The 21,098-nt window shown below is 65.8% G+C and carries 25 protein-coding genes; 8 read left to right on the top strand and 17 right to left on the bottom strand.

Annotation, left to right across the window (positions count from 1 at the left end):
* Positions 1–13 precede the first annotated feature (13 nt).
* From AC1M14_RS26195 to AC1M14_RS26210, 4 genes are read left to right on the top strand one after another with little or no spacing between them, the layout of a single operon-like run.
* Positions 14–784: an ABC transporter ATP-binding protein gene (locus AC1M14_RS26195; protein WP_102775029.1), complete on the top strand. Its 771-nt coding sequence runs from the start codon at positions 14–16 to the stop codon at positions 782–784.
* On the top strand, positions 781–1,530 hold the full coding sequence (locus AC1M14_RS26200; protein ID WP_479730697.1) for an ABC transporter ATP-binding protein: 750 nt from the start codon (positions 781–783) through the stop codon (positions 1,528–1,530). Before AC1M14_RS26195 ends, AC1M14_RS26200 begins: the two co-directional genes overlap by 4 nt.
* Complete coding sequence (locus tag AC1M14_RS26205) at positions 1,527–2,537, top strand: branched-chain amino acid ABC transporter permease (RefSeq protein ID WP_102775027.1); 1,011 nt, start codon at positions 1,527–1,529, stop codon at positions 2,535–2,537. The genes AC1M14_RS26200 and AC1M14_RS26205 overlap by 4 nt, the downstream gene beginning before the upstream one ends.
* An 8-nt stretch (positions 2,538–2,545) precedes the next feature.
* Entirely contained in the window at positions 2,546–3,610 is a 1,065-nt protein-coding gene (locus AC1M14_RS26210) for a branched-chain amino acid ABC transporter permease (RefSeq protein WP_102775026.1), read from the top strand.
* A 107-nt stretch (positions 3,611–3,717) separates the two neighbouring features.
* Here the strand turns inward: AC1M14_RS26210 and rpsQ are convergent, their stop codons facing one another.
* The 16 genes from rpsQ to AC1M14_RS26290 all read right to left on the bottom strand — a co-directional run bounded on the left by rpsQ (position 3,718) and on the right by AC1M14_RS26290 (position 14,808).
* Complete coding sequence (gene rpsQ, locus AC1M14_RS26215) at positions 3,718–3,999, bottom strand: 30S ribosomal protein S17 (RefSeq protein ID WP_006216549.1); 282 nt, start codon at positions 3,997–3,999, stop codon at positions 3,718–3,720.
* A 2-nt stretch (positions 4,000–4,001) separates the two neighbouring features.
* Positions 4,002–4,193, bottom strand: coding sequence for a 50S ribosomal protein L29 (rpmC, locus tag AC1M14_RS26220; RefSeq protein ID WP_003806912.1), 192 nt, complete (start codon positions 4,191–4,193; stop codon positions 4,002–4,004).
* A gap of 11 nt (positions 4,194–4,204) precedes the next feature.
* Positions 4,205–4,621: a 50S ribosomal protein L16 gene (rplP, locus tag AC1M14_RS26225; RefSeq protein WP_029579982.1), complete on the bottom strand. Its 417-nt coding sequence runs from the start codon at positions 4,619–4,621 to the stop codon at positions 4,205–4,207.
* A gap of 2 nt (positions 4,622–4,623) precedes the next feature.
* Complete coding sequence (gene rpsC, locus AC1M14_RS26230) at positions 4,624–5,415, bottom strand: 30S ribosomal protein S3 (RefSeq protein ID WP_006389609.1); 792 nt, start codon at positions 5,413–5,415, stop codon at positions 4,624–4,626.
* A gap of 9 nt (positions 5,416–5,424) precedes the next feature.
* A complete protein-coding gene (rplV, locus tag AC1M14_RS26235; protein ID WP_102775025.1) occupies positions 5,425–5,754 on the bottom strand; it encodes a 50S ribosomal protein L22 in 330 nt (109 codons plus the stop codon).
* A 3-nt stretch (positions 5,755–5,757) separates the two neighbouring features.
* On the bottom strand, positions 5,758–6,033 hold the full coding sequence (gene rpsS, locus AC1M14_RS26240; RefSeq protein ID WP_006216555.1) for a 30S ribosomal protein S19: 276 nt from the start codon (positions 6,031–6,033) through the stop codon (positions 5,758–5,760).
* A gap of 12 nt (positions 6,034–6,045) precedes the next feature.
* Positions 6,046–6,873: a 50S ribosomal protein L2 gene (gene rplB / locus AC1M14_RS26245; RefSeq protein ID WP_102775024.1), complete on the bottom strand. Its 828-nt coding sequence runs from the start codon at positions 6,871–6,873 to the stop codon at positions 6,046–6,048.
* Complete coding sequence (rplW, locus tag AC1M14_RS26250; RefSeq protein ID WP_006216557.1) at positions 6,874–7,170, bottom strand: 50S ribosomal protein L23; 297 nt, start codon at positions 7,168–7,170, stop codon at positions 6,874–6,876. It abuts the gene before it with no gap.
* Entirely contained in the window at positions 7,167–7,787 is a 621-nt protein-coding gene (gene rplD, locus AC1M14_RS26255) for a 50S ribosomal protein L4 (RefSeq protein WP_043541548.1), read from the bottom strand. Before rplD ends, rplW begins: the two co-directional genes overlap by 4 nt.
* A gap of 4 nt (positions 7,788–7,791) precedes the next feature.
* Positions 7,792–8,481 carry a 50S ribosomal protein L3 gene (gene rplC / locus AC1M14_RS26260; RefSeq protein WP_168202287.1) on the bottom strand — a complete coding sequence of 230 codons (690 nt, stop codon included), beginning with the start codon at positions 8,479–8,481 and terminating at the stop codon, positions 7,792–7,794.
* A 313-nt stretch (positions 8,482–8,794) separates the two neighbouring features.
* The gene (gene rpsJ / locus AC1M14_RS26265; protein ID WP_003806903.1) at positions 8,795–9,106 is read right to left on the bottom strand and encodes a 30S ribosomal protein S10; all 312 of its coding nucleotides are present in this window, start codon (positions 9,104–9,106) and stop codon (positions 8,795–8,797) included.
* Between the two features lie 70 nt (positions 9,107–9,176).
* Entirely contained in the window at positions 9,177–10,367 is a 1,191-nt protein-coding gene (gene tuf, locus AC1M14_RS26270; RefSeq protein WP_102775022.1) for an elongation factor Tu, read from the bottom strand.
* 76 nt (positions 10,368–10,443) lie between these two features.
* Positions 10,444–12,546, bottom strand: a complete 2,103-nt coding sequence (gene fusA, locus AC1M14_RS26275) for an elongation factor G (RefSeq protein WP_102775021.1) — start codon at positions 12,544–12,546, stop codon at positions 10,444–10,446.
* Positions 12,547–12,564: 18 nt separating this feature from the next.
* Positions 12,565–13,035, bottom strand: coding sequence for a 30S ribosomal protein S7 (rpsG, locus tag AC1M14_RS26280; RefSeq protein ID WP_006389600.1), 471 nt, complete (start codon positions 13,033–13,035; stop codon positions 12,565–12,567).
* A gap of 165 nt (positions 13,036–13,200) precedes the next feature.
* Positions 13,201–13,578 carry a 30S ribosomal protein S12 gene (gene rpsL, locus AC1M14_RS26285; protein WP_005017264.1) on the bottom strand — a complete coding sequence of 126 codons (378 nt, stop codon included), beginning with the start codon at positions 13,576–13,578 and terminating at the stop codon, positions 13,201–13,203.
* A gap of 528 nt (positions 13,579–14,106) precedes the next feature.
* Positions 14,107–14,808: a response regulator transcription factor gene (locus AC1M14_RS26290; protein WP_102775020.1), complete on the bottom strand. Its 702-nt coding sequence runs from the start codon at positions 14,806–14,808 to the stop codon at positions 14,107–14,109.
* Positions 14,809–15,064: 256 nt separating this feature from the next.
* On the opposite strand from AC1M14_RS26290, the gene AC1M14_RS26295 reads away from it, so the two are divergent.
* Genes AC1M14_RS26295 through AC1M14_RS26305 form a run of 3 tightly spaced genes read left to right on the top strand, consistent with a single transcriptional unit; the run spans position 15,065 to position 19,246 of the window.
* Positions 15,065–15,781, top strand: coding sequence for a response regulator transcription factor (locus AC1M14_RS26295; protein WP_102775019.1), 717 nt, complete (start codon positions 15,065–15,067; stop codon positions 15,779–15,781).
* A gap of 35 nt (positions 15,782–15,816) precedes the next feature.
* Positions 15,817–16,929, top strand: a complete 1,113-nt coding sequence (locus AC1M14_RS26300) for a FecR family protein (protein WP_479730698.1) — start codon at positions 15,817–15,819, stop codon at positions 16,927–16,929.
* 16 nt (positions 16,930–16,945) lie between these two features.
* Positions 16,946–19,246 (top strand): CHASE2 domain-containing protein, encoded by a 2,301-nt coding sequence (locus AC1M14_RS26305; RefSeq protein ID WP_479730699.1) that lies wholly within the window; start codon positions 16,946–16,948, stop codon positions 19,244–19,246.
* A gap of 3 nt (positions 19,247–19,249) precedes the next feature.
* Here AC1M14_RS26305 and AC1M14_RS26310 read toward each other — a convergent pair whose 3' ends face one another.
* Positions 19,250–20,503, bottom strand: coding sequence for a serine/threonine-protein kinase (locus tag AC1M14_RS26310; RefSeq protein WP_479730700.1), 1,254 nt, complete (start codon positions 20,501–20,503; stop codon positions 19,250–19,252).
* 156 nt (positions 20,504–20,659) lie between these two features.
* Here AC1M14_RS26310 and AC1M14_RS26315 point away from each other — a divergent pair, with 156 nt between their 5' ends.
* Positions 20,660–21,055, top strand: a complete 396-nt coding sequence (locus AC1M14_RS26315; RefSeq protein ID WP_102775016.1) for a TssQ family T6SS-associated lipoprotein — start codon at positions 20,660–20,662, stop codon at positions 21,053–21,055.
* The last annotated feature ends 43 nt before the right edge of the window (positions 21,056–21,098 follow it).

Below are 21,098 nucleotides of genomic sequence, written 5' to 3' on the forward strand. Positions count from 1 at the left end.
CCTGCATCCGTCCATGCTGGAGACCCAATCGCTCACCATCCGTTTCGGCGGGCACGTGGCCGTCGACGAAGTCAGCTGCAGCTACGCGCCCGGCACGCTGACGGCCATCGTCGGCCCCAACGGCGCGGGCAAGACCACTTACTTCAATCTGATCTCCGGCCAGCTGCGCGCCAGCGCCGGCACGGTGCGCCTGAACGGGCGCGACCTCACCGCGCTGGGCGCGCCGGCGCGCATGCACGCGGGCCTGGGCCGGGCGTTCCAGCTGACCCAGCTGTTTCCGCGCCTGAGCGTGCACGAGAACGTGCGGCTGGCGCTGCAGTCGCGCCAGCAAGGCTTGGGCTGGCGCCAGATCCGTTTCTGGCGCACCTGGAGCGACGACCGCGCCCTGATCGAACGCGCCGACGCGCTGCTGGCGCGCACCCGCCTGTCGGCGCGCCGCGACCAGCCGGCCGCCGACCTGCCGCACGGCGACCAGCGCAAGCTGGAGATCGCGATGCTGGTCGCGCTCGATCCGCAGGTGTTCATGTTCGACGAGCCCACGGCCGGCATGAGCGTGGACGACGTGCCGGTGGTGCTGGAGCTGATCCGCGAAATCAAGAACGACGCAAGCAAGACCATCCTGCTGGTGGAGCACAAGATGGACGTGGTGCGCGAACTGGCCGACCGCATCGTGGTGCTGCACAACGGCCGCCTGATGGCCGACGGCGAGCCGGCCGAAGTCATCGCCTCGCCCATCGTGCAGCAGGCCTATCTGGGCGTGAGCCCCACGGAGAAGGCGGCATGACGCAAGCGCTGCTGGAATTGAAAGACGTGCACACGCACATCGGCGCCTACCACATCCTGCACGGCGTCGACCTGGCGGTGCCCGCCGCCGGCGTGACCATGCTGCTGGGACGCAACGGCGCGGGCAAGACCACCACGCTGCGCACGATCATGGGACTGTGGCGCGCCTCGCAAGGCCAGGTGAGCTTCGACGGCGCGCCGGTGGGCGGGCCCGGCACGCGCACCTCGCCGCCCGACATGGCGCGCCTGGGCATGGCCTACGTGCCCGAGAACATGGGCATCTTCGCCGACCTGTCGGTCAAGGAGAACATCCTGCTGGCGGCGCGCCAGGCGCGCAACGCCAGCCAGCTCGACAGCGCCCGGCTGGAATGGATCTTCGGTTTCTTCCCGGCGTTGAAGAAATTCTGGCTGCACCCGGCCGGCAAGCTGTCGGGCGGCCAGAAGCAGATGCTGGCGGTGGCGCGCGCCATCATCGAGCCGCGCCGGCTGCTGCTGGTCGACGAGCCCAGCAAGGGCCTGGCGCCCGCCATCGTGCGGAACATGATCGACGCCTTCATCGAACTGAAGCAGGCCTCCACCACCATCCTGCTGGTCGAGCAGAACTTCAACTTCGCCCGCTTCGTGGGCGATCACGTCGCCGTGATGGACAACGGCCGCGTGGTCCATGCCGGCAGCATGGCGCAGCTGGCCGAGGACGACGCATTGCAGACGCGCCTGCTGGGCCTGTCGCTGGGAAGCCACCAATGAGCACGCTGGAACTCGATACCCCCTTGCCGCGCGTGCGCGCGGACCTGCGCCCGGCGCTGCTGGTGCTGGCCCTGGCGGCGATCGCGCTGCCGCTGGTGGGCTCGCTGTCGACCTGGGTCACGCTGACCCTGGCCGGCCTGGCGATGGGCATGATCATCTTCATCGTGGCCTCCGGCATGACGCTGGTCTTCGGGCTGATGGACGTGCTGAACTTCGGCCACGGCCTGTTCATCGCCATCGGCGCGTACATGGCGGCCACGGTGCTGGGCGCCATGGCCGACTGGACCCAGTCAGGCAGCCTGTGGGTGAACCTGGCCGCGGTGCTGCCGGCCATGATCGTCGGCATGCTGGTGGCCGGCGCCGTCGGCCTGGCGTTCGAACGCGTCATCGTGCGCCCGGTGTACGGGCAGCATCTCAAGCAGATCCTGATCACGATGGGCGGCATGATCATCGGCGAAGAGATCATCAAGATGCTGTGGGGCCCGCAGACGATTTCGCTGCCGCTGCCCGAGGCCATGCGCGGCGCGTTCCTGCTGGGTGACGCCGCCATCGAGAAGTTCCGCATCGTGGCGCTGGTGGCCGGACTGCTGGTGCTGGGCGGCATGCTGTGGCTGCTCAACCGCACCAAGCTCGGCCTGCTGATCCGCGCCGGGGTGGAAGACCGCGAGATGGTGGAAAGCCTGGGCTACCGCATCCGCCACCTGTTCGTGGGCGTGTTCGTCGCCGGCTCGATGCTGGCGGGGCTGGGCGGGGTGCTGTGGGGCATGTACCAGCAGTCGGTGGTGCCGCAGCTGGGCGCGCAGGTCAACGTGCTGATCTTCATCGTCATCATGATCGGCGGCCTCGGCTCGACCGTGGGCTGCCTGATCGGCGCGCTGCTGGTGGGCCTGATGGCCAACTACACGGGCTTTCTGATGCCCAAGGCCGCCCTGTTCTCGAACATCGCGCTGATGGTCGCCATCCTGCTGTGGCGCCCGCAGGGCGTGTATCCGGTCACGAACCGCTAGGAACCGACATGTCCGTACGCCTGCTTTCCGGCGACCCTCCCCGCAGCGCCGTGCTGACGCTGCTGCTGATCGCGATCGTGGCCGCGCTGGCGGCCGCGCCCTTTCTGTTTCCCGGCCCGAAGTCGCTGGCCGTGGCCGCCAAGATCCTGGTGTTCGTGATCCTGGTGGCCAGCTACGACCTGCTGCTGGGCTACACCGGCATCGTCAGTTTCGCGCACACCATGTTCTTCGGCATCGGCGCCTATGGCGTGGCCATCGCCAGCGTGCGCATGGAGCCCGGCTGGACCGCGATACTGGCCGGCACGGCCGCCGGCCTGGCGGTGTCGCTGGCCTTCGCGCTCTTGATCGGCCTGGCCAGCCTGCGGGTGCGCGCCATCTTCTACGCCATGATCACGCTGGCGGTGGCCGCCGCGTTCCAGACCCTGGTGTCGCAGCTGTCGCACCTGACCGGCGGCGAGGACGGCCTGAGCTTCAAGGTGCCGCAGATGCTGCGCCCGGCCTTCCGGCCGTTCTCCGAACCGCTGTTCGGCGTGAACGTGGACGGCCGCATCATCACCTACTACCTGATCGCCGCGGTCTGCCTGGTGCTGTTCCTGCTGCTGCTGCGCATCGTGAACTCGCCCTTCGGCCGCGTGCTGCAGGCGATCCGCGAGAACCCTTTCCGCGCCGAAGCCATCGGCTACCGCACCGTGCTGTACCGCAGCCTGTCCAATCTCCTGGCGGCCGCCTTCGCCACGCTGGCCGGCGCCATGTACGCGCTCTGGCTGCGCTACAACGGCCCCGACGCCTCGCTGTCGTTCGAGATCATGCTCAATATCCTGCTGATGCTGGTGATCGGCGGCATGGGCACCATGTATGGCGCGGTGGTGGGCGCCAGCCTGTTCGTATTCGCCCAGAGCTATCTGCAGGACGGCCTGCACCACGTGCACGGCCTGGTCTCCGGCGTCGCGCCGCTGGCCCTGCTGTTCGAACCCGACCGCTGGCTGCTGTGGCTGGGCATCCTGTTCGTGGTGTCGGTGTATTACTTTCCCACCGGCATCGCGGGCCGGCTGCGGGAGATGGCCCACCGCTGAAAACAAGCCCCGCCACACTTCCGCACGGCGCAAAAAAAACGGCAAGGGTTTGATCCCTTGCCGTTTCATTATCGGAACGGCGAACCGTTCCGACAAACTGCTTTCACTTAGATGATACGTGCGGCTTCAACCAGACGCACCACGCGCCACGACTTCGAGCGCGAGATGGGACGGCCTTCAGCGATTTCAACCGTATCGCCTTCGTTGTACTGGTTCGATTCATCGTGCGCCTTGTACTTCGCGGAACGCATGATGATCTTGCCGAAGATGGGGTGCTTGACGCGGCGCTCGACGAGCACGACGACAGTCTTGTCCATCTTGTTGCTGACGACCTTGCCGACCAGCGTACGCTGGCGCTTGGCCACTTGGGTGTTTTGAGTTTCGCTCATCTTTATTTCCCTGCCTTCTCGGTCAGCAAGGTACGCACGCGCGCGATGTCGCGGCGCACGTTGCGCAGCTGGCTGGTGTTGGCAAGCTGCTGCGTGGCCTTCTGCATACGCAGACCGAATTGTGCCTTCAGCAGGCTTTCGAGCTCTTTGCCGAGCTCGGCGGCGTCTTTCGAACGGAGTTCGCTGGCTTTCATCTTAGTACTCCTTAAGCACCGATATGACGCGCGACGAACGTGGTCGAAATCGGCAGCTTGGCAGCGGCCAGGCGGAAAGCTTCACGCGCGAGCTCTTCGCTAACCCCTTCCATTTCGTAGAGCACCTTGCCGGGCTGGATTTCGGCGACCCAGTACTCCGGGTTGCCCTTACCGTTACCCATACGGACTTCGGCAGGCTTCTGCGAGATGGGCTTATCCGGGAAGATACGAATCCAGATACGGCCGCCACGCTTGATGTGACGATTGATGGCACGACGAGCGGCTTCGATCTGACGGGCGGTCAGACGGCCACGGCCGGTGGCCTTCAGACCGAATTCGCCGAACGACACGTTGGTGCCGCGGGTCGCCAGACCGGTGTTGCGGCCCTTCTGCTCTTTGCGATACTTTCTGCGAGAGGGTTGCAGCATGGTTATTCTCCTTCAGGCGCCGGAGCAGCGTCCGCCTTGCGGGGACCACGGCCACGACCACCCGGACGACCGGTGCGAGCACCGTCCGGACGATCACCACGCGGAGCGCGGCGCGGACGACGTTCTTCTTCACGCGGGGCGGCGGTTTCCGGCGGCAGTTCGCCGTTGGCCAGCATGTCGCCCTTGTAGACCCAGACCTTGATGCCGATCACGCCGTACGTGGTGTGGGCTTCGGAGGTGCCGTAGTCGATGTTGGCCTTGAGCGTGTGCAGCGGCACACGGCCTTCGCGATACCACTCGGTGCGGGCAATTTCGATACCGTTCAGACGGCCCGAGCTCATGATCTTGATGCCTTGGGCACCCAGACGCATGGCGTTCTGCATCGCGCGCTTCATGGCGCGGCGGAACATGATGCGCTTCTCGAGCTGTTGCGAGATCGAGTCGGCGATCAGTTGAGCATCGGTTTCCGGCTTGCGGATTTCTTCGATGTTGACGTGCACGGGCACGCCCATCAGGCGCTGCAGATCAGCCTTCAGGCTTTCGATGTCTTCGCCGCGCTTGCCGATCACCACGCCCGGACGAGCCGAGTAGACGGTGATGCGGGCATTCTTGGCGGGACGCTCGATGATCACGCGACCGACGGAGGCGCTCTTGAGCTTCTTCTTCAGGTACTCGCGCACGCGGATGTCTTCGGCCAGCATCGAGCCGAAGGCCTTGTCGTCGGCGAACCAACGCGAGGACCAATTACGGGTGACCGCGAGACGGAACCCAGTGGGGTGAATTTTCTGACCCATCGTGACTCCTTAAGCTCCGACCTTGACCGTGATGTGGCAGGTCTGCTTCTCGATACGGTTGCCGCGGCCCTTGGCGCGAGCGGAGAAGCGCTTCATCGACTGGGCCTTGTCCACGAAAATCGTGGTGACCTTCAGTTCGTCGATATCGGCGCCGTCGTTGTGCTCGGCGTTGGCGATGGCGGACTCGACAGCCTTCTTCAGGATGGCGGCGGCCTTCTTCGGCGAGAAGGTGAGGATGTTCAACGCTTGCGCGACGGACTTGCCGCGGATCAGATCCGCAACCAGGCGCGTCTTTTGAGCGGAGATGTGAACCCCACGGATAATGGCAGTAGTTTCCATCGCTTACCTCTTCGCCTTCTTGTCCGCGGCGTGACCCTTGAACGTGCGGGTCAGCGCGAACTCGCCCAGCTTGTGACCGACCATGTTCTCGTTGATGTACACGGGAACATGTTGCTTGCCGTTGTGCACAGCGATCGTCAGACCGATGAACTCGGGCAGGATCGTCGAGCGACGCGACCAGGTCTTGATCGGCTTCTTGTCTTTGCCCGCGACGGCCGTGTCCACCTTCTTGATCAGGTGAGCATCGACAAACGGGCCTTTCTTGATCGAACGTGACATAGTGTTCGCCTCTTACTTGCGCTTGCGCCGTTGGACGATCATATTGTTCGTCCGCTTGTTGCGACGGGTCTTGTAACCCTTCGCCGGAGTGCCCCACGGGCTGACCGGTTCGCGTGCTTCACCGGTACGGCCTTCACCGCCACCGTGCGGGTGATCCACCGGGTTCATGGCGACGCCACGGACCGTCGGGCGGACACCGCGCCAACGCATTGCACCGGCCTTGCCGATCTGGCGCAGGCTGTGTTCTTCGTTACCGACTTCACCGATGGTGGCGCGGCACTCGATGTGCACACGGCGGACTTCACCCGAGCGCAGACGGACCTGAGCGTAGACGCCTTCACGGGCCAGCAGGACGGCGGAAGCGCCGGCCGAGCGGACCATCTGGGCACCCTTGCCAGGGATCATTTCGACGCAGTGAATGGTCGTACCCACCGGGATGTTGCGGATCGGCAGGGTGTTGCCGGCGCGGATCGGGGCTTCGATGCCCGAGACCAGCGTGGCGCCCACTTCCAGGCCGCGCGGAGCGATGATGTAGCGACGTTCGCCGTCGGCGTAGCACAGCAGAGCGATGTGCGCCGTACGGTTGGGGTCGTATTCCAGACGCTCGACCTTGGCCGGAATGCCATCCTTGTCGCGACGGAAGTCGACGACACGGTAGTGTTGCTTGTGACCGCCGCCACGATGGCGGACCGTGATGTGGCCGTTGTTGTTACGGCCCGAGCCACGGGTCTTCTTTTCCAGCAGCGGCGCGTAGGGCTCGCCCTTGTGCAGGTTCGGGCTGACGACCTTCACCATGCCACGGCGGCCAGCCGAAGTCGGCTTAACTTTTACGAGGGCCATTTACTTCACCTCCGCAAAGTCGATTTCCTGGCCGTCCTTGAGCGAGACGTAGGCCTTGCGCTCATTGCGGCGGCGGCCAACGAATCGGCCAAAGCGCTTGACTTTGCCCTTACGGTTGAGGACCTGCACGGACTCGACCTGCACCTTGAAGAGCAGTTCGACGGCAGCCTTGATTTCCGGCTTGGTAGCGTCAGCCACGACACGGAAAGCGACTTGCTGATTCTTCTCGGCAACGAAGGTGGCCTTTTCGGTCACGATCGGCGCCAGAATGACTTGCATCAAGCGTTCAGCGTTCATCCCAGCATCTCCTCGAGTTGAGCGATGGCCGGCTTGGTGATCAGCACTTTCTTGTAGTGGACCAGCGACAACGGATCGGCATAACGGGGCTCGACAACGGCAACGTGCGGCAGGTTGCGGGTGGCGAGGTAAACATTTTCATCGACGCTGTCGGTGATGATCAGGACCGAGTCCAGGCCCAGGCTCTTCAGCTTTGCAGCGGCGGCCTTGGTCTTGGGCGATTCCAGATCGAACGATTCGACGACGGCGATGCGGTCTTCGCGAGCCAGCTGCGACAGGATCGAGCGGATCCCGGCGCGGTACATCTTCTTGTTGACCTTCTGGCTGAAGTTCTCTTCGGGCGAGTTCGGGAAAGTCCGACCACCCCCACGCCACAGCGGCGACGAGGTCATACCGGCGCGAGCGCGGCCGGTACCCTTCTGGCGCCAGGGCTTCTTGGTGGTGTGCTTGACTTCGGCACGATCCTTCTGAGCGCGGTTGCCGGAACGGGCGTTGGCCTGGAAGGCCACCACGATCTGATGAATCAGGGCTTCGTTGAAGTCGCGGCCGAAGATCGTGTCGGGCGCGCTGAAAGTCGCGGCGGCCTGACCTTGGTCGTTCAGGAGCTTGAGATCCATTTACTTACGCTCCCTTCTTGGCCGGGGCCTTGATGGCCGGACGCACGACGATGTCGGCGCCAGCGTGGCCGGGGACGGCGCCCTTGACCAGCAGCAGGCCGCGCTCAGCGTCAACGCGAACGACGTCGAGGTTTTGAACGGTGCGGGTGACATCACCCAGGTGACCGGCCATGCGCTTACCCGGGAAGATACGGCCCGGATCTTGAGCTTGACCAATCGAGCCCGGGACGCGGTGCGAACGGGAGTTACCGTGCGACGCGCGCTGCGAACCGAAGTTGTGGCGCTTGATGGTACCGGCGAAGCCTTTACCGATGGTGGTGCCCGTGACGTCGACCTGTTGGCCGGCTTCGAACACCGATTCCACGGCGATCACGGCACCAGCCGCGAATTCGGCGGCGCGGGCGGGATCAAGGCGGAATTCTTTCAGGATGCTGCCGGCTTCAGCGCCGGCCTTGGCGTAGTGGCCCGTTTGCGGCTGAGCCACGCGCGAGGCACGACGAGTGCCATAAGCCACCTGGATCGCGGCGTAGCCGTCGGTTTCCAGCGACTTAACTTGGGTCACGCGGTTGTTCGACACGTCCAGCACGGTCACCGGAATGGATTCGCCATCCTCGGTGAAAATGCGGGTCATGCCGACCTTGCGACCCACCAGCCCCAGCCGGTGAGCGGCGGGCGTGGGTGTCGAATTCGACATCGTTTTCTCCATTCCCGACTGCGATTGGTCGGGGCTAATCAGGCAAAGGGTAACGGCCTCTGCCCTACGACTATGTTCAACCTGGTCAAAGGCACGATGGCTCTGAAAATCGAACCCGCCTGCCTTTTTTCCATAGCTGCTCTTGCCACAAAATGGCAAGCTTCGCATATTAGCACGTTTTTTTCAGGCAGCACAAGCACTTAGCGCGATTGACCGTTGCGCGCCACAAACAAAAAAGCCGCATTCCGGGGAATGCGGCTTTTCTTTTTCCGGGCCTGCCGGCGAAGGTAGCAGGCTCGAAGGTCTTGCGGTCTTACTGCAGCGCGATTTCGACGTCGACGCCGGCCGGCAGGTCCAGACGCATCAGGGCGTCAACGGTCTTGTCGGTGGGATCCACGATGTCCATCAGGCGCTGATGGGTACGGATCTCGAACTGGTCGCGCGACGTCTTGTTCACGTGCGGCGAACGCAGGACGTCGTAGCGGCGGATGCGCGTGGGCAGCGGCACGGGGCCACGGACAACGGCGCCGGTACGCTTGGCGGTATCGACGATTTCCGCAGCGGACTGGTCGATCAGCTTGTAATCGAAAGCCTTCAGACGGATGCGGATCTTTTGGTTTTTCATGGCGTTTCCTAAAGAACGAAAGACGAAGGCGGCCGGGGAGGACTGAGCCGCCTTCGCTGATGGGTGCTACTTAGGCGATGATCTTGGCGACCACGCCGGCGCCGACGGTACGGCCGCCTTCACGGATGGCGAAACGCAGGCCTTCTTCCATGGCGATCGGGGCCAGCAGCTTGACGGTCATCGTCACGTTGTCGCCCGGCAGAACCATTTCCTTGTCGGCCGGCAGGTCGATCGTGCCCGTCACGTCCGTCGTACGGAAGTAGAACTGGGGACGGTAGCCGTTGAAGAACGGGGTGTGGCGGCCGCCTTCTTCCTTGGACAGGATGTACACCTCGGAGGTGAATTCCGTGTGCGGGGTGATCGAGCCCGGCTTGGCCAGAACCTGGCCGCGCTGGACGTCTTCACGCTTGGTGCCGCGCAGCAGGATGCCGACGTTGTCGCCAGCCTGGCCCTGGTCCAGCAGCTTGCGGAACATTTCCACGCCCGTGCAGGTCGTCTTGACCGTCGGGGTGATGCCCACGATTTCGATTTCTTCGCCGACCTTGATCACGCCGCGTTCGATACGGCCGGTCACCACGGTGCCGCGACCCGAGATCGAGAACACGTCTTCGACCGGCATCAGGAACGAACCGTCAACCGCGCGCTCCGGCGTCGGGATGTACGAATCCAGCGCCTGGGCCAGCGACAGGATGGCCTGTTCGCCCAGTTCGCCCTTGTCGCCTTCCAGCGCCAGCTTGGCCGAACCCTTGATGATCGGGGTGTCGTCGCCCGGGAAGTCGTACTTCGACAGCAGTTCGCGCACTTCCATTTCGACCAGCTCGAGCAGCTCGGCGTCGTCGACCATGTCAGCCTTGTTCAGGAAGACGATGATGTAGGGCACGCCCACCTGGCGCGACAGCAGGATGTGTTCGCGGGTCTGCGGCATCGGGCCGTCAGCGGCCGACACCACCAGGATCGCGCCGTCCATCTGCGCCGCGCCCGTGATCATGTTCTTCACGTAGTCGGCGTGGCCCGGGCAGTCAACGTGCGCGTAGTGGCGCGTTTCCGTTTCGTACTCGACGTGGGCGGTGTTGATGGTGATGCCGCGAGCCTTTTCTTCAGGAGCCGCGTCGATCTGGTCGTAGCCGCGGGCTTCGCCGCCGAACTTGGTCGACAGAACGGTCGTGATGGCCGCCGTCAGGGTGGTCTTGCCGTGGTCGACGTGACCGATGGTGCCGACGTTCACGTGCGGCTTGGTGCGTTCAAACTTGCCTTTTGCCATGATCTCTATCCTTTGACTTTCAAGGAAATTTCGATATTTGCCGCGCCGCCTTGTGGGCGGACGCGGCGAGGGTTATTTACTTGGCCCGAGCGGCGATGACTTCGTCAGCGACGTTCTTGGGGGCCTCGGAGTAATGCTTGAATTCCATCGTGTACGTGGCACGACCTTGCGTCAGCGAACGCAGGTTCGTGGCGTAACCGAACATCTCGGCCAGCGGAACTTCGGCCTTGATGGTCTTGCCGCCGCCAACCATGTCGTCCATGCCCTGGACCATGCCGCGACGCGAGGACAGGTCGCCCATCACGGTGCCGGCGTAGTCTTCAGGCGTTTCGACTTCAACGGCCATCATCGGTTCCAGCAGCACAGGGCTGGCCTTGCGCATGCCTTCCTTGAACGCCATCGAGCCGGCCATCTTGAACGCGTTTTCGTTCGAGTCCACGTCGTGGTACGAACCGAAGAACAGCGTGACCTTGACGTCCACGACCGGGTAGCCGGCCAGGATGCCCGAAGGCAGCGTTTCCTGGATGCCCTTGTCCACCGCGGGGATGAACTCGCGCGGCACCACGCCGCCCTTGATGGCGTCCACGAACTCGTAGCCGCCGCCCGGCTCCAGCGGTTCGACCTTCAGGACCACGTGACCGTACTGGCCGCGACCGCCCGACTGCTTGACGAACTTGCCTTCGACTTCCTCGCAGGTCTTGCGGATGGTTTCGCGGTAGGCCACCTGGGGCTTGCCGACGTTCGCTTCCACGCCGAATTCGCGCTTCATGCGGTCGACCAGAATTTCCAGGTGCAGCTCGCCCATGCCGGAAATGATGGTCTGGCCGGATTCTTCGTCGCTGCGCACGCGGAACGACGGGTCTTCCTGCGCCAGGCGCGACAGCGCCAGGCCCATCTTTTCCTGGTCGGCCTTGGACTTGGGTTCCACGGCCTGCGAAATCACGGGCTCGGGGAACTCCATGCGCTCCAGCGTCACGTGCGAGTCGACGTCGCACAGCGTTTCGCCGGTGGTCACGTCCTTCAGGCCCACGACGGCGGCGATGTCGCCAGCCAGAACTTCCTTGATTTCCTCGCGGTTGTTCGCGTGCATCTGCAGGATGCGGCCGATACGTTCCTTCTTGCCCTTGACCGGGTTGTACACGGTGTCGCCCGACTTCAGGACGCCCGAGTACACGCGCACGAAGGTCAGCTGACCGACGAACGGGTCCGTCATCAGCTTGAACGCCAGGGCCGAGAACTTCTCGCCGTCGTCGGCTTGGCGCTTGACTTCGTTGCCGGCGTCATCGGTGCCTTCGACCGGCGGGATGTCCACGGGCGAGGGCAGGTAGTCGATGACGGCGTCGAGCATGCGCTGCACGCCCTTGTTCTTGAAGGCGGTGCCGCACAGCATCGGCTGGATTTCGCCGGCGATGGTGCGCTGGCGGATGGCCAGGTTGATCTCGGCTTCTTCCAGCGCGCCGGTCTCGAGGTACTTGTTCATCAGTTCCTCGGACGATTCGGCGGCAGCCTCGACCAGCTTTTCGCGCCACTCTTCAGCGGTGCTCTGCAGCTCGGCCGGGATGTCTTCGTACTCGAACTTGATGCCCTGGCTGGCTTCGTCCCAGATGATCGCTTTCATCTTGACGAGGTCGATGACGCCCTTGAAGGTGTCTTCGGCGCCGATGGGGATCACCACGGGCACGGGGTTGGCGCGCAGGCGCGTCTTCAGCTGGTCATAGACCTTGAAGAAGTTGGCGCCGGTGCGGTCCATCTTGTTGACGAAGGCCAGACGCGGCACGCCGTACTTGTTGGCCTGACGCCACACGGTTTCGGACTGCGGCTGAACGCCGCCCACCGCGCAGTACACCATGCAGGCGCCGTCCAGGACGCGCATGGAACGCTCCACCTCGATGGTGAAGTCCACGTGCCCCGGGGTGTCGATGATGTTGATGCGGTGCTCGGGGTAGTTCTTAGCCATGCCACGCCAAAACGCCGTCGTAGCAGCCGACGTAATGGTGATGCCACGCTCTTGTTCTTGCTCCATCCAGTCCATGGTGGCTGCGCCATCATGCACTTCGCCAATCTTGTGATTGACGCCGGTGTAGAACAGGATACGTTCGGTCGTGGTGGTTTTCCCTGCATCGATGTGCGCAGAGATACCAATGTTGCGATAGCGCTCGATCGGGGTTTTGCGGGCCATGGTGGGTTAGTCCTTAAATTACCAGCGGAAATGGCTGAAGGCCTTGTTGGCCTCGGCCATCTTGTGCGTGTCTTCGCGCTTCTTCATCGCGGCGCCACGTCCTTCGGATGCGTCGATCAGTTCGCCAGCAAGGCGCAGATCCATCGACTTTTCGCCACGCTTCTTGGCGGCTTCACGGAGCCAACGCATAGCCAGGGCCAGGCGGCGCACGGGGCGCACTTCAACCGGCACTTGGTAGTTGGCACCGCCCACGCGGCGGCTCTTGACTTCGACGATCGGCTTGATGTTGTTGATCGCCAGGCTGAACACCTCGATCGGCTCCTTGCCGGTCTTGGTGGCGACTTGCTCGAGGGCGCCATAGACGATGCGCTCGGCGACGGCCTTCTTGCCGTCCAGCATGACGACGTTCATGAACTTGGCGAGCTCGACGCTGCCGAACTTGGGATCGGGCAGAATCTCGCGCTTGGGTACTTCGCGACGACGGGGCATTGTTGCTTCCTTGTGTCTGTTCAGTTGAACCGTGCTTCATTACACGGCCATGGCCGCCCAATGGGACGACCCCTTACGTGCCGCGCACCTTCCTGTATGCGGATGGCGCGGTTGCACTTCCCTGGTGACGGACTTCCGCCACTTCGGGGTACTACCGATTCGTTATCAGGCCTTCTTCGGGCGCTTGGCGCCGTACTTCGAGCGGGCTTGCTTACGATCCTTGACGCCTTGCAGGTCGAGGGAACCGCGCACGATGTGATAACGCACACCGGGCAAGTCCTTCACACGACCGCCACGCACCAGAACCACCGAGTGCTCTTGCAGGTTGTGGCCTTCGCCGCCGATGTACGAAATGACTTCGTAACCGTTGGTCAGACGCACTTTGGCAACCTTACGCAGAGCGGAGTTCGGCTTCTTGGGGGTGGTGGTGTACACGCGAGTGCACACGCCGCGGCGTTGCGGGCAGTTTTCGAGCGCGGGGCTCTTGCTTTTGATGATGCTGACTTCGCGCGGCTTGCGCACGAGTTGGCTAATGGTAGGCATGACCTTTGAAATCCCTTTTACGTACCACTGGTAAGTACTTTCGTACTAGTGTCCCGAGGCGGAGAGCCTCCGGAGCAGGCAGTTCGCGCAAAACCGCCTCAAACGTTCGAATACGTAAAAGAGCGGGCTTGCCAACAAACTGTGACAAAACGCACAAAACCGGATGCGGCAGGGAAGTCGCCGCGGGAGTACCAGCCCCCCGCCTAGCGGATCATGCTTGAATGGCTCGTGACGCACCTTCGCCCATGACCCGAACTTCCAAACCCTACCGCGTACAGATTTTGCGCGCGAGATAAAGCAGTTAGCCCTTTAGCATAACTGAGATTCGGGCGCACTGTCAAAGAAATTTGTAAACCCTGCCAGACGGCATGTTGCCGGCAGAAGACGGCCAGTTAAGCGCCGGTCATGAAAATTGGGGCCGCATAAACCGCAGATCCGGGTCGCGGGCCGCGCCGCCCGGTCCGGGTTTCCACGTATGCGGCGGCAGCGATCAGTGTAGCCCCGCGCGCGCGGGTTTGCGCCGGTTTTTTACTGGTCGGCGAACAGGTAGCCGCTGCCGTAGACGGTGCGGATCGGCAGGATCACGCCGGCCAGCTCGGCCTTGCGCCGCAGGCGGCTGACGATCACGTCGATGCTGCGCGAACCGCTGGCGCGCGCGCTGCCGCCTTCGACCTGCAGGCCTTCGCCCAGCTCGGTGCGCCCGACCGCCCTGCCCGCCACTTCCAGCAGCGAACGCACGACCAGGCGCTCGTTGGCCGACAGCGAAATGGTGGTGCCGCTGGGCGAGGCCAGGGTCCAGCCCTGGTCGCGCAGCTCCCATTGGCCGTTGCCGGGCGCTTCCGCTCCGGCTCCCGCGCGGCCGGGCGGCAGGCGGCGCGCCAGCGCCAGCAGGATGCAGGCCAGCTCGCGCGGGTCCTGCGGCTCGGGCAGGCAGGCGTCGGCGCCGCTTTGCAGGCAGCGCAGGCGGCCGTCCACCGACAGGTCGGCGCCCGTCACCACGATGCCCAGGGACGAGGAGCCATGCAGCCGCGCCACCAGGGCGTAGCCGATCTCGCCCAGCGCGCCCACGTCCAGGATCACGACGTCATAGGCGCCGCCGTTGAGCAATCCGAACAGCTCCAGGGACGTCGAACAGCCGCGCGCCGATATGCCGGCCTGCAGCAGCGCGGACACGGCCGCCCCGCGGGCCGCTTCGTCCGGCGACATCATAAGTACGCACAATTGATTCATGTTTGTTCCACTCAGCAATACGGTCGATTCCCTCCAGTGCCTCTGGTAGTGGGATGTTTGAGACAGTGTGGCGCGGTGTTGCGCAACAACTCCAGTCAAGATTCGTCAACTTTGCAATGTTTGACAGTTCTTGGCATAACGTAGCCAGCGGGGACACAGCCCGAGTTATCATTCGTTTACACGAATTCCCTTACCCTCTTGCAGTAGGGCGCCATAGCGCGCGCTTGCGTAGCAAACCTTCGCGAGAACACGTCTGATGAAAATCGCGTCGCTGGAAGATGACCTGGACCAAGCCCGCCGCATCCAGCAAGTCTTGACCACCGCCGGATACTCCTGCGCCAGCTACCAGCAAAGCCGGGATCTCCTGGCCGCACTGCGCACGGAGCATTTCGACCTGGTATTGCTGGACTGGCACCTGCCCGATATCGACGGCGACGACGTAGTGCGCTGGCTGCGCGCCAATATCGGCGCGCGCATTCCCGTTATCTTCCTGACCAACCGCTCCAGCGAGGACGATCTGGTCGAGGGCCTGCGCGCGGGCGCCGACGATTACATCGTCAAACCGCTGCGCCCCCAGGAACTGCTGGCGCGCGTGGCCGCGCTGCTGCGCCGCAGCCAGATCTCCGAGCCCGCCCGCGAGGGCTTCGAGGTCGCCCGCTACCGCATCGAGCCGGGCGCGCGCACGATTTCCCTGGACGGCGCGCCGGTCGCGCTGGCCCCCAAGGAATTCGATCTGGCGCTGCTGTTTTTCCGCAATATCGGCCGCCTCATGTCGCGCGACGTGCTGGCCGAGTGCGTCTGGAACCGGGAGATCCCGGCCACCTCGCGCACGCTGGACACCCATTTGTCGAACATCCGGCAAAAGCTCCAGCTGCGCCCCGAGCACGGCGTGCGCCTGTCTTCCTCCTACGCGCTGGGCTACCGGCTGGAACTGACCAGCCCGGCCGAAGACGCGCCCGCCCATCCACTGTAAGCGCCCCCGCGCGCACCCCTGGAGAACCGCTAGTCATGAGCCGCTGCCGCGCGCTTTCTTTGCTTGCCCTGATTTCCTGCCTGAGCATCCTGGCGCCGGCGCACAGCCAGCCGGCGGGCGCGCTCGGCGACGATTTCATCTATCGCGTGCGCCAGGGCGACACCCTCATCGACCTGGCCACCCGCTACACGCGCAACCAGGCCAACTGGGGCCCGCTGCAGAGCCTGAACCGCGTGGTGACGCCGGAATTGCTGCCCATCGGCCTGGAACTGCACATTCCGCTTTCCATGATTCCCGTGCGCCCGGCCAGCGCCCGCGTGGTGCACGTCAGCGGCCAGGCCGAGCTCGACGGCAAATCGCTGCGCGCCGGCGACGCGGTGGCCGAAGGCAGCACCGTGTCCACCGCCGCCAACGGCTTCGTCACGCTGGAACTGGCCGATGGATCCAAGCTCACCCTGCCGGCCGGCGGCGCGGTCGAACTGACCCGCCTGCGCCAGTTCGAAGGCACGGCGCTGACCGATTCCATCGTCGAGGTGCGCCGTGGCGGCGTCGAGTCTTCGGTGGCGCCCGCCGGCGAAGGCGTGGGCCGCTTCGAGGTCCGCACGCCGGTGGCGGTGACCGGGGTGCGCGGCACGCGTTTCCGCGTGCAGAGCAGCGCGCAGGGCGTGCACAGCGAGGTGCTGGACGGCAGCGTCCGCCTGCAGCCCCACGCCCCGGGCGCGCGCCCGGCCAGGCCGGTGGCCGTGGCCAAGGGTTATGGCGCGGCGGTCGGCGCCGACGGCACGGTCGCCGGCATGCGGGCCCTCCTCCCCGCGCCGCAGCTGGGCGAACCCGTGCGCGCCGGCGGCGGCGTATGGACCGCCCCGGTCTCGCCCGTGGCCGGCGCCCGCAGCTATCTGGTGCGGGTCTCGCGCGATGCCGAAGGCGCCCTGCCGGTATCGTCGGCCGACTTTCCCGACAACCAGGACATCCGCTTCTCCGCGCCCGGGCCGGGCACGTATTACGTATCGGTGCGGGCCGTGGACGACCTGGGCCTGAGCGGCAAGGACGCGGTCGCGACCTTCGAAGGCGCCAACCAGCTCATGACCGCCTACGGGCTGGGCGTGGCCAGCGGCACGGGCGGCTTCATCACGCTCACCGAGTACTAGCGCCGCAAGGACCCTCATGGCCGCCGCCGATCCGCAGGACCGGACCTCGCGCTCAGGGCTATGGCTGACGTTGGCGCTGGCGCTGCTGGCCGCGGTCCTGGGCTGGTTCAACGGACTCGGCCGGGTCGACCAGATCCTCTACGACCGCGCCGTCTCGGTGACGGGCCGCGGCGCCGATCCCGACATCCTGATCGTGGCGATCGACGACGCCAGCATCGACGCACTGGGCCGCTGGCCCTGGCGGCGCGCGGTCCACGCGGCGCTGCTGGACCGGCTGCATGACGCCCGCGCCGTGGGGCTGGACCTGATCTTCGGCGAAGCGGACGGGGTCTATTCGGACGACGACCGCTTCCTGGCCGACAGCATCCGGCGCAACGGCCGCACGGTGCTGCCGGTCGTGCTGAACCGGCTGGACCATCCCTCCGCCGTCAACGCCCCCATCGCGCCGCTGGCGCAGGCCGCCGCCGGCCTGGGCTTCATCAATGCCCGCATCGATTCCGACGGCGTGGTGCGCGCGGCCACGCTGGCCGCGCACGTGAACGGCCGACGCTGGCAGCACCTGGCCCTGTCGATGCTGGAAGTCGGCGGCCAGGCGCAACAGGCGCAGCGCCTGCTGCGGCGCGCCGCGCCGGACGGCAGCATCCTGATTCCCTACGCCGGCCCCACCGCGCATGTGCGCACGGTGTCGTACCTGTCGGTGCTGCGCGGCGATATCCCGCCCGATGAACTGCGCGGCAAGTACGTGCTGGTGGGCGCCTGGGCCACCGGCCTGGGCGACGCCTATCCGACGCCCGTCTCGCATGACGTCAGCGGCATGTCGGGAGTGGAGATCATCGCCAACCTGCTGCACGCGGCGCGCGAGGACATCGCGTACGTGCAGCCGCCGGCCTGGTGGAGCGCGCTGTTCTCGGCGCTGCCGGTGATGCTGGCCTGCCTGGCCTTGTGGCGGCTGTCGCCCAAGCGCGCGCTGCTGGTCTGTGTCGGGCTGCTGGCCGGCATCCTGCTGGCGGCGCTGCTGTTTCTGGCCTATGGCCGCTTCTGGTTCGCGCCCTCGGCGGCGCTGCTGGGGGTGGCGCTGTGCTATCCCTTGTGGAGCTGGCGCAGCCAGGAAGCGGCGCTGCGCTACATGGACAATGAACTGCGCCGCCTGCAGCGCGAGTACCCGCCGGTGATGAACGAGGCGCGCGCCCAGGCCGCGGGGCCCAGCGCTTCGCTCGAAAGCCGCGTCGGCGAACTGCGCCGCGCGCTGGCGCGCGTGCGCAACCTGCGGCGCTTCCTGGCCGACGGCCTGGACGGCATGCCCGACGCCACGCTGGTGTTCGACCAGGACGGGCGCATGCAATTCCGCAACCGGGCCGCCGTCATGTACTTCCAGCGCCTGGGCATGCGGCCGCCGCGCGTGGGCCGCCCGGCCATCCACCTGCTGGAAAAGACCATCTCCGATCCCGCCACGCGCCAGCGCGTGGCCGAAGCGCTGAGCGGCCAGGGGCCGGCCGCCGCCGGCTCGCCGTGGAGCGCGGACCTGGAACTGCGCGACCATGCGGGACGCGATCTGATCCTGAAATGCGCGCCCATCCATACCGCCGAGGGCAACTTCGCCGGCACCGTCGCCACGCTGACCGACATCTCCCGCATCCGCCAGGCCGAACGCCAGCGCGAAGAGACGCTGCGCTTCATCTCGCACGACATGCGCGCGCCGCAGAGCTCCATCCTGGCGCTGGTGGAAATGAAGCAGGAAGGCGCGGCGCAGGGGGACCACGGCGCCACGCTGGACCGCATCGCCATGCTGGCGCGGCGCACGCTGCACCTGGTCGACGACTTCGTGCACCTGACGCGCGCCGAGTCCATGGTCATCAGCGCCGTGGAACTGGACCTGGCCAGCCTGCTGCAGGACGCCGCGGACGAATTCTGGGCCTCGGCGCAAAAGCGCGGCATCGCGCTGGAGTTGCGCCTGCCCTTGCCCGCGGCCTATGTGCGCGGCGACCAGACCCTGCTGATGCGCGCGCTGTGCAACCTGATCGACAACGCGATCAAGTACAGCCCCGCGCAGACCCGCATCGAATGCGGCATAGACGAAGAGCCGGGCTTCTGGCGCGCCGCCATCCGCGACCAGGGCCAGGGCATCGCGGCCGAGGACCTGGCACGGCTGTTCGAGCCGTTCTCGCGCGTCGGCGTCGACACCCGCGGCGACGTGGGCGGCGCGGGCCTGGGGCTGGCGTTCGTGCGCACCGTGGCCGAACGCCACGGCGGCTCGGTGGAAGTCAGCAGCGAGCCGGGCGCCGGCTCGGTCTTCACGCTGCGCCTGCCGATGGCGTAGCGCCTACTGGAAGGTGTGGGAGATCAGCGCCGGGCGGCCGGCCTTGACCTCCAGGGTCATGCGGTACGGCGGCAGGCCGGCATTGCGCAGCACCACCTGGTACTTGCCCGGAATCAGCCGCAGCTCCTTGACCGGCGGGCTGACGCCGCGCGCCACCCCATTGATCCACACCTCGCCCCACGGACGTATGTCGAGCCGCACCAGCACGGGCACGGGCTTGGGCTTGGGAGCCTCTTCGGCGGCGGCCGCCGCCGGCGCTTCGGGCTGCGCGGCCTCGGGCGCCGCCGCCGGCGGCGCGGGCGTGTCGGCCGGCGCCGGATTTTCCGCGGCATTGGCGCCGGCCGGCGCGGGCGGTTCGGACGGCTGGGGCGCGGGCGCAGGGCCCGGCGGGACGACCGGCGCGGGCGCCGGCTCCGGCGCGGCCTGCGGCAAGGGATGGACCGCGGGCGGATTCGGCTGCACCAGTTCGGAACGGGTGATCAGCGCGTTCTGCGCGCCGGGGCCGTACTGCTGCCACGCGTAGACGCCGGCGCCGATCAGGGCCGCGATGAGCAGCAGCCACAACAGCACGCGGCGACCGCGCGCGGGACGCTGCGAGGCGGCGGCGGCCGCGGCGGGCAGCGCCTGGGCCGCGGCCGCCTCGTTCGCTTCGGCCGGCGCGGGCGCGGCCTCGGGCTGCGCGGCCACGCCCAGCATCTCGGCCAGTTCGTCCAGCGTCTGCGGGCGGTCGGCCGGGACCATCGACAGGCCGGCGTCGATCACCGACAGGAAATCCTGGCTGTACTTGGGCAGATCGAGGGAGACCAGCGGCTGGTAGGTGTCTTCCGCCCGGCGCTCGGGCGCCGGCGGCGGCCGGCGGCCGGTGACCAGCGCGTGCATGACGGCGCACAGCGCGTAGATGTCGCTCCAGGGGCCGCGCGGCCATTCCATTGAATCGGTATAGAGCTCGAACGGCGCGAAGCCGGCCGACGGACTGCGGGTGACGCGGCGCGAACGGGCCACGATGAGTTCGGGCACCAGGTGGGCCCGCGCGTTTTCGTCCATCCCCACCGTTTCCAGCGAGATGTCGCCGCAGATTTCGCCCTGCCCGTGCAGGGCGATCAGGGACGGCAGGAGGTCGGACAGGAGCCGTTTGATGCGCGCCTGGGGCACGCCGCCCGCGGTGCTGGCGGCGATGGCGCTCAAGGGGCGCAGCGCGAGCGGCGCGGCGCCGGAAAACGGGCCACGCGGCATCGGCAGGCCGGCGGTAGGAGACATGATCGAGAGCTGCGCCACGGCGCGAATACGGTATCAAAAGTGGATAGGGCGAATATTATCCAATCCGCCACACAAGGACATTGCCGAAAATGTCCGAGCGCATCAGGCTGTGGCACGATAGCGTATGGCATCAACTCCCTACCTCTTTGGAAGCCCATGAAAATTCGCGTTTTGAGTAGTCTGCTTGGCTTATCCGCCCTCCTGACGGGCTGTGCCGGTCTTACTTCCATGCAGCCGGAAGGTCCGCCGACCGCCGAAGCGCTGGATCAATTGCAACAAGTGCGCGAGAAATACAGCGCGGGCCGCTACGGCGACGTGATCCGCACCGTGGCCACCTCGGACACCCTGGCGACTTCCACCAAGGCCGTGCGCATCGAAGCGTACAAGCTGCAGGCGTTCAGCTATTGCGTCAGCCGCTATCCGCAGCTCTGCCAGGACAGCTTCTCGCGCATTCTCGCGCTCGACCCCGCTTTCGTGCTGGCGCCCAACGAGGCCGGCCACCCGGTCTGGGGCCCGGCATTCCAGCGCGCCCAGGCGCAGGCCGCGAAGTAGGCCTGGCCCCGCTTCTTCAAGGCAAAAAAAAGGCCGCTGATAA

Source organism: Achromobacter sp. SX5, assembly GCF_056711425.1.

What these genes read in the sequence shown, in the direction of transcription:
- AC1M14_RS26195 (WP_102775029.1), top strand. Translation starts at nt 14, where the DNA reads ATGCTGGAGACCCAATCGCTCACCATCCGTTTCGGCGGGCACGTGGCC.
- AC1M14_RS26200 (WP_479730697.1), top strand. Translation starts at nt 781, where the DNA reads ATGACGCAAGCGCTGCTGGAATTGAAAGACGTGCACACGCACATCGGC.
- AC1M14_RS26205 (WP_102775027.1), top strand. Translation starts at nt 1,527, where the DNA reads ATGAGCACGCTGGAACTCGATACCCCCTTGCCGCGCGTGCGCGCGGAC.
- AC1M14_RS26210 (WP_102775026.1), top strand. Translation starts at nt 2,546, where the DNA reads ATGTCCGTACGCCTGCTTTCCGGCGACCCTCCCCGCAGCGCCGTGCTG.
- rpsQ (WP_006216549.1), bottom strand. Translation starts at nt 3,999, where the DNA reads ATGAGCGAAACTCAAAACACCCAAGTGGCCAAGCGCCAGCGTACGCTG.
- rpmC (WP_003806912.1), bottom strand. Translation starts at nt 4,193, where the DNA reads ATGAAAGCCAGCGAACTCCGTTCGAAAGACGCCGCCGAGCTCGGCAAA.
- rplP (WP_029579982.1), bottom strand. Translation starts at nt 4,621, where the DNA reads ATGCTGCAACCCTCTCGCAGAAAGTATCGCAAAGAGCAGAAGGGCCGC.
- rpsC (WP_006389609.1), bottom strand. Translation starts at nt 5,415, where the DNA reads ATGGGTCAGAAAATTCACCCCACTGGGTTCCGTCTCGCGGTCACCCGT.
- rplV (WP_102775025.1), bottom strand. Translation starts at nt 5,754, where the DNA reads ATGGAAACTACTGCCATTATCCGTGGGGTTCACATCTCCGCTCAAAAG.
- rpsS (WP_006216555.1), bottom strand. Translation starts at nt 6,033, where the DNA reads ATGTCACGTTCGATCAAGAAAGGCCCGTTTGTCGATGCTCACCTGATC.
- rplB (WP_102775024.1), bottom strand. Translation starts at nt 6,873, where the DNA reads ATGGCCCTCGTAAAAGTTAAGCCGACTTCGGCTGGCCGCCGTGGCATG.
- rplW (WP_006216557.1), bottom strand. Translation starts at nt 7,170, where the DNA reads ATGAACGCTGAACGCTTGATGCAAGTCATTCTGGCGCCGATCGTGACC.
- rplD (WP_043541548.1), bottom strand. Translation starts at nt 7,787, where the DNA reads ATGGATCTCAAGCTCCTGAACGACCAAGGTCAGGCCGCCGCGACTTTC.
- rplC (WP_168202287.1), bottom strand. Translation starts at nt 8,481, where the DNA reads ATGTCGAATTCGACACCCACGCCCGCCGCTCACCGGCTGGGGCTGGTG.
- rpsJ (WP_003806903.1), bottom strand. Translation starts at nt 9,106, where the DNA reads ATGAAAAACCAAAAGATCCGCATCCGTCTGAAGGCTTTCGATTACAAG.
- tuf (WP_102775022.1), bottom strand. Translation starts at nt 10,367, where the DNA reads ATGGCAAAAGGCAAGTTTGAACGCACCAAGCCGCACGTGAACGTCGGC.
- fusA (WP_102775021.1), bottom strand. Translation starts at nt 12,546, where the DNA reads ATGGCCCGCAAAACCCCGATCGAGCGCTATCGCAACATTGGTATCTCT.
- rpsG (WP_006389600.1), bottom strand. Translation starts at nt 13,035, where the DNA reads ATGCCCCGTCGTCGCGAAGTACCCAAGCGCGAGATTCTGCCCGATCCC.
- rpsL (WP_005017264.1), bottom strand. Translation starts at nt 13,578, where the DNA reads ATGCCTACCATTAGCCAACTCGTGCGCAAGCCGCGCGAAGTCAGCATC.
- AC1M14_RS26290 (WP_102775020.1), bottom strand. Translation starts at nt 14,808, where the DNA reads ATGAATCAATTGTGCGTACTTATGATGTCGCCGGACGAAGCGGCCCGC.
- AC1M14_RS26295 (WP_102775019.1), top strand. Translation starts at nt 15,065, where the DNA reads ATGAAAATCGCGTCGCTGGAAGATGACCTGGACCAAGCCCGCCGCATC.
- AC1M14_RS26300 (WP_479730698.1), top strand. Translation starts at nt 15,817, where the DNA reads ATGAGCCGCTGCCGCGCGCTTTCTTTGCTTGCCCTGATTTCCTGCCTG.
- AC1M14_RS26305 (WP_479730699.1), top strand. Translation starts at nt 16,946, where the DNA reads ATGGCCGCCGCCGATCCGCAGGACCGGACCTCGCGCTCAGGGCTATGG.
- AC1M14_RS26310 (WP_479730700.1), bottom strand. Translation starts at nt 20,503, where the DNA reads ATGTCTCCTACCGCCGGCCTGCCGATGCCGCGTGGCCCGTTTTCCGGC.
- AC1M14_RS26315 (WP_102775016.1), top strand. Translation starts at nt 20,660, where the DNA reads ATGAAAATTCGCGTTTTGAGTAGTCTGCTTGGCTTATCCGCCCTCCTG.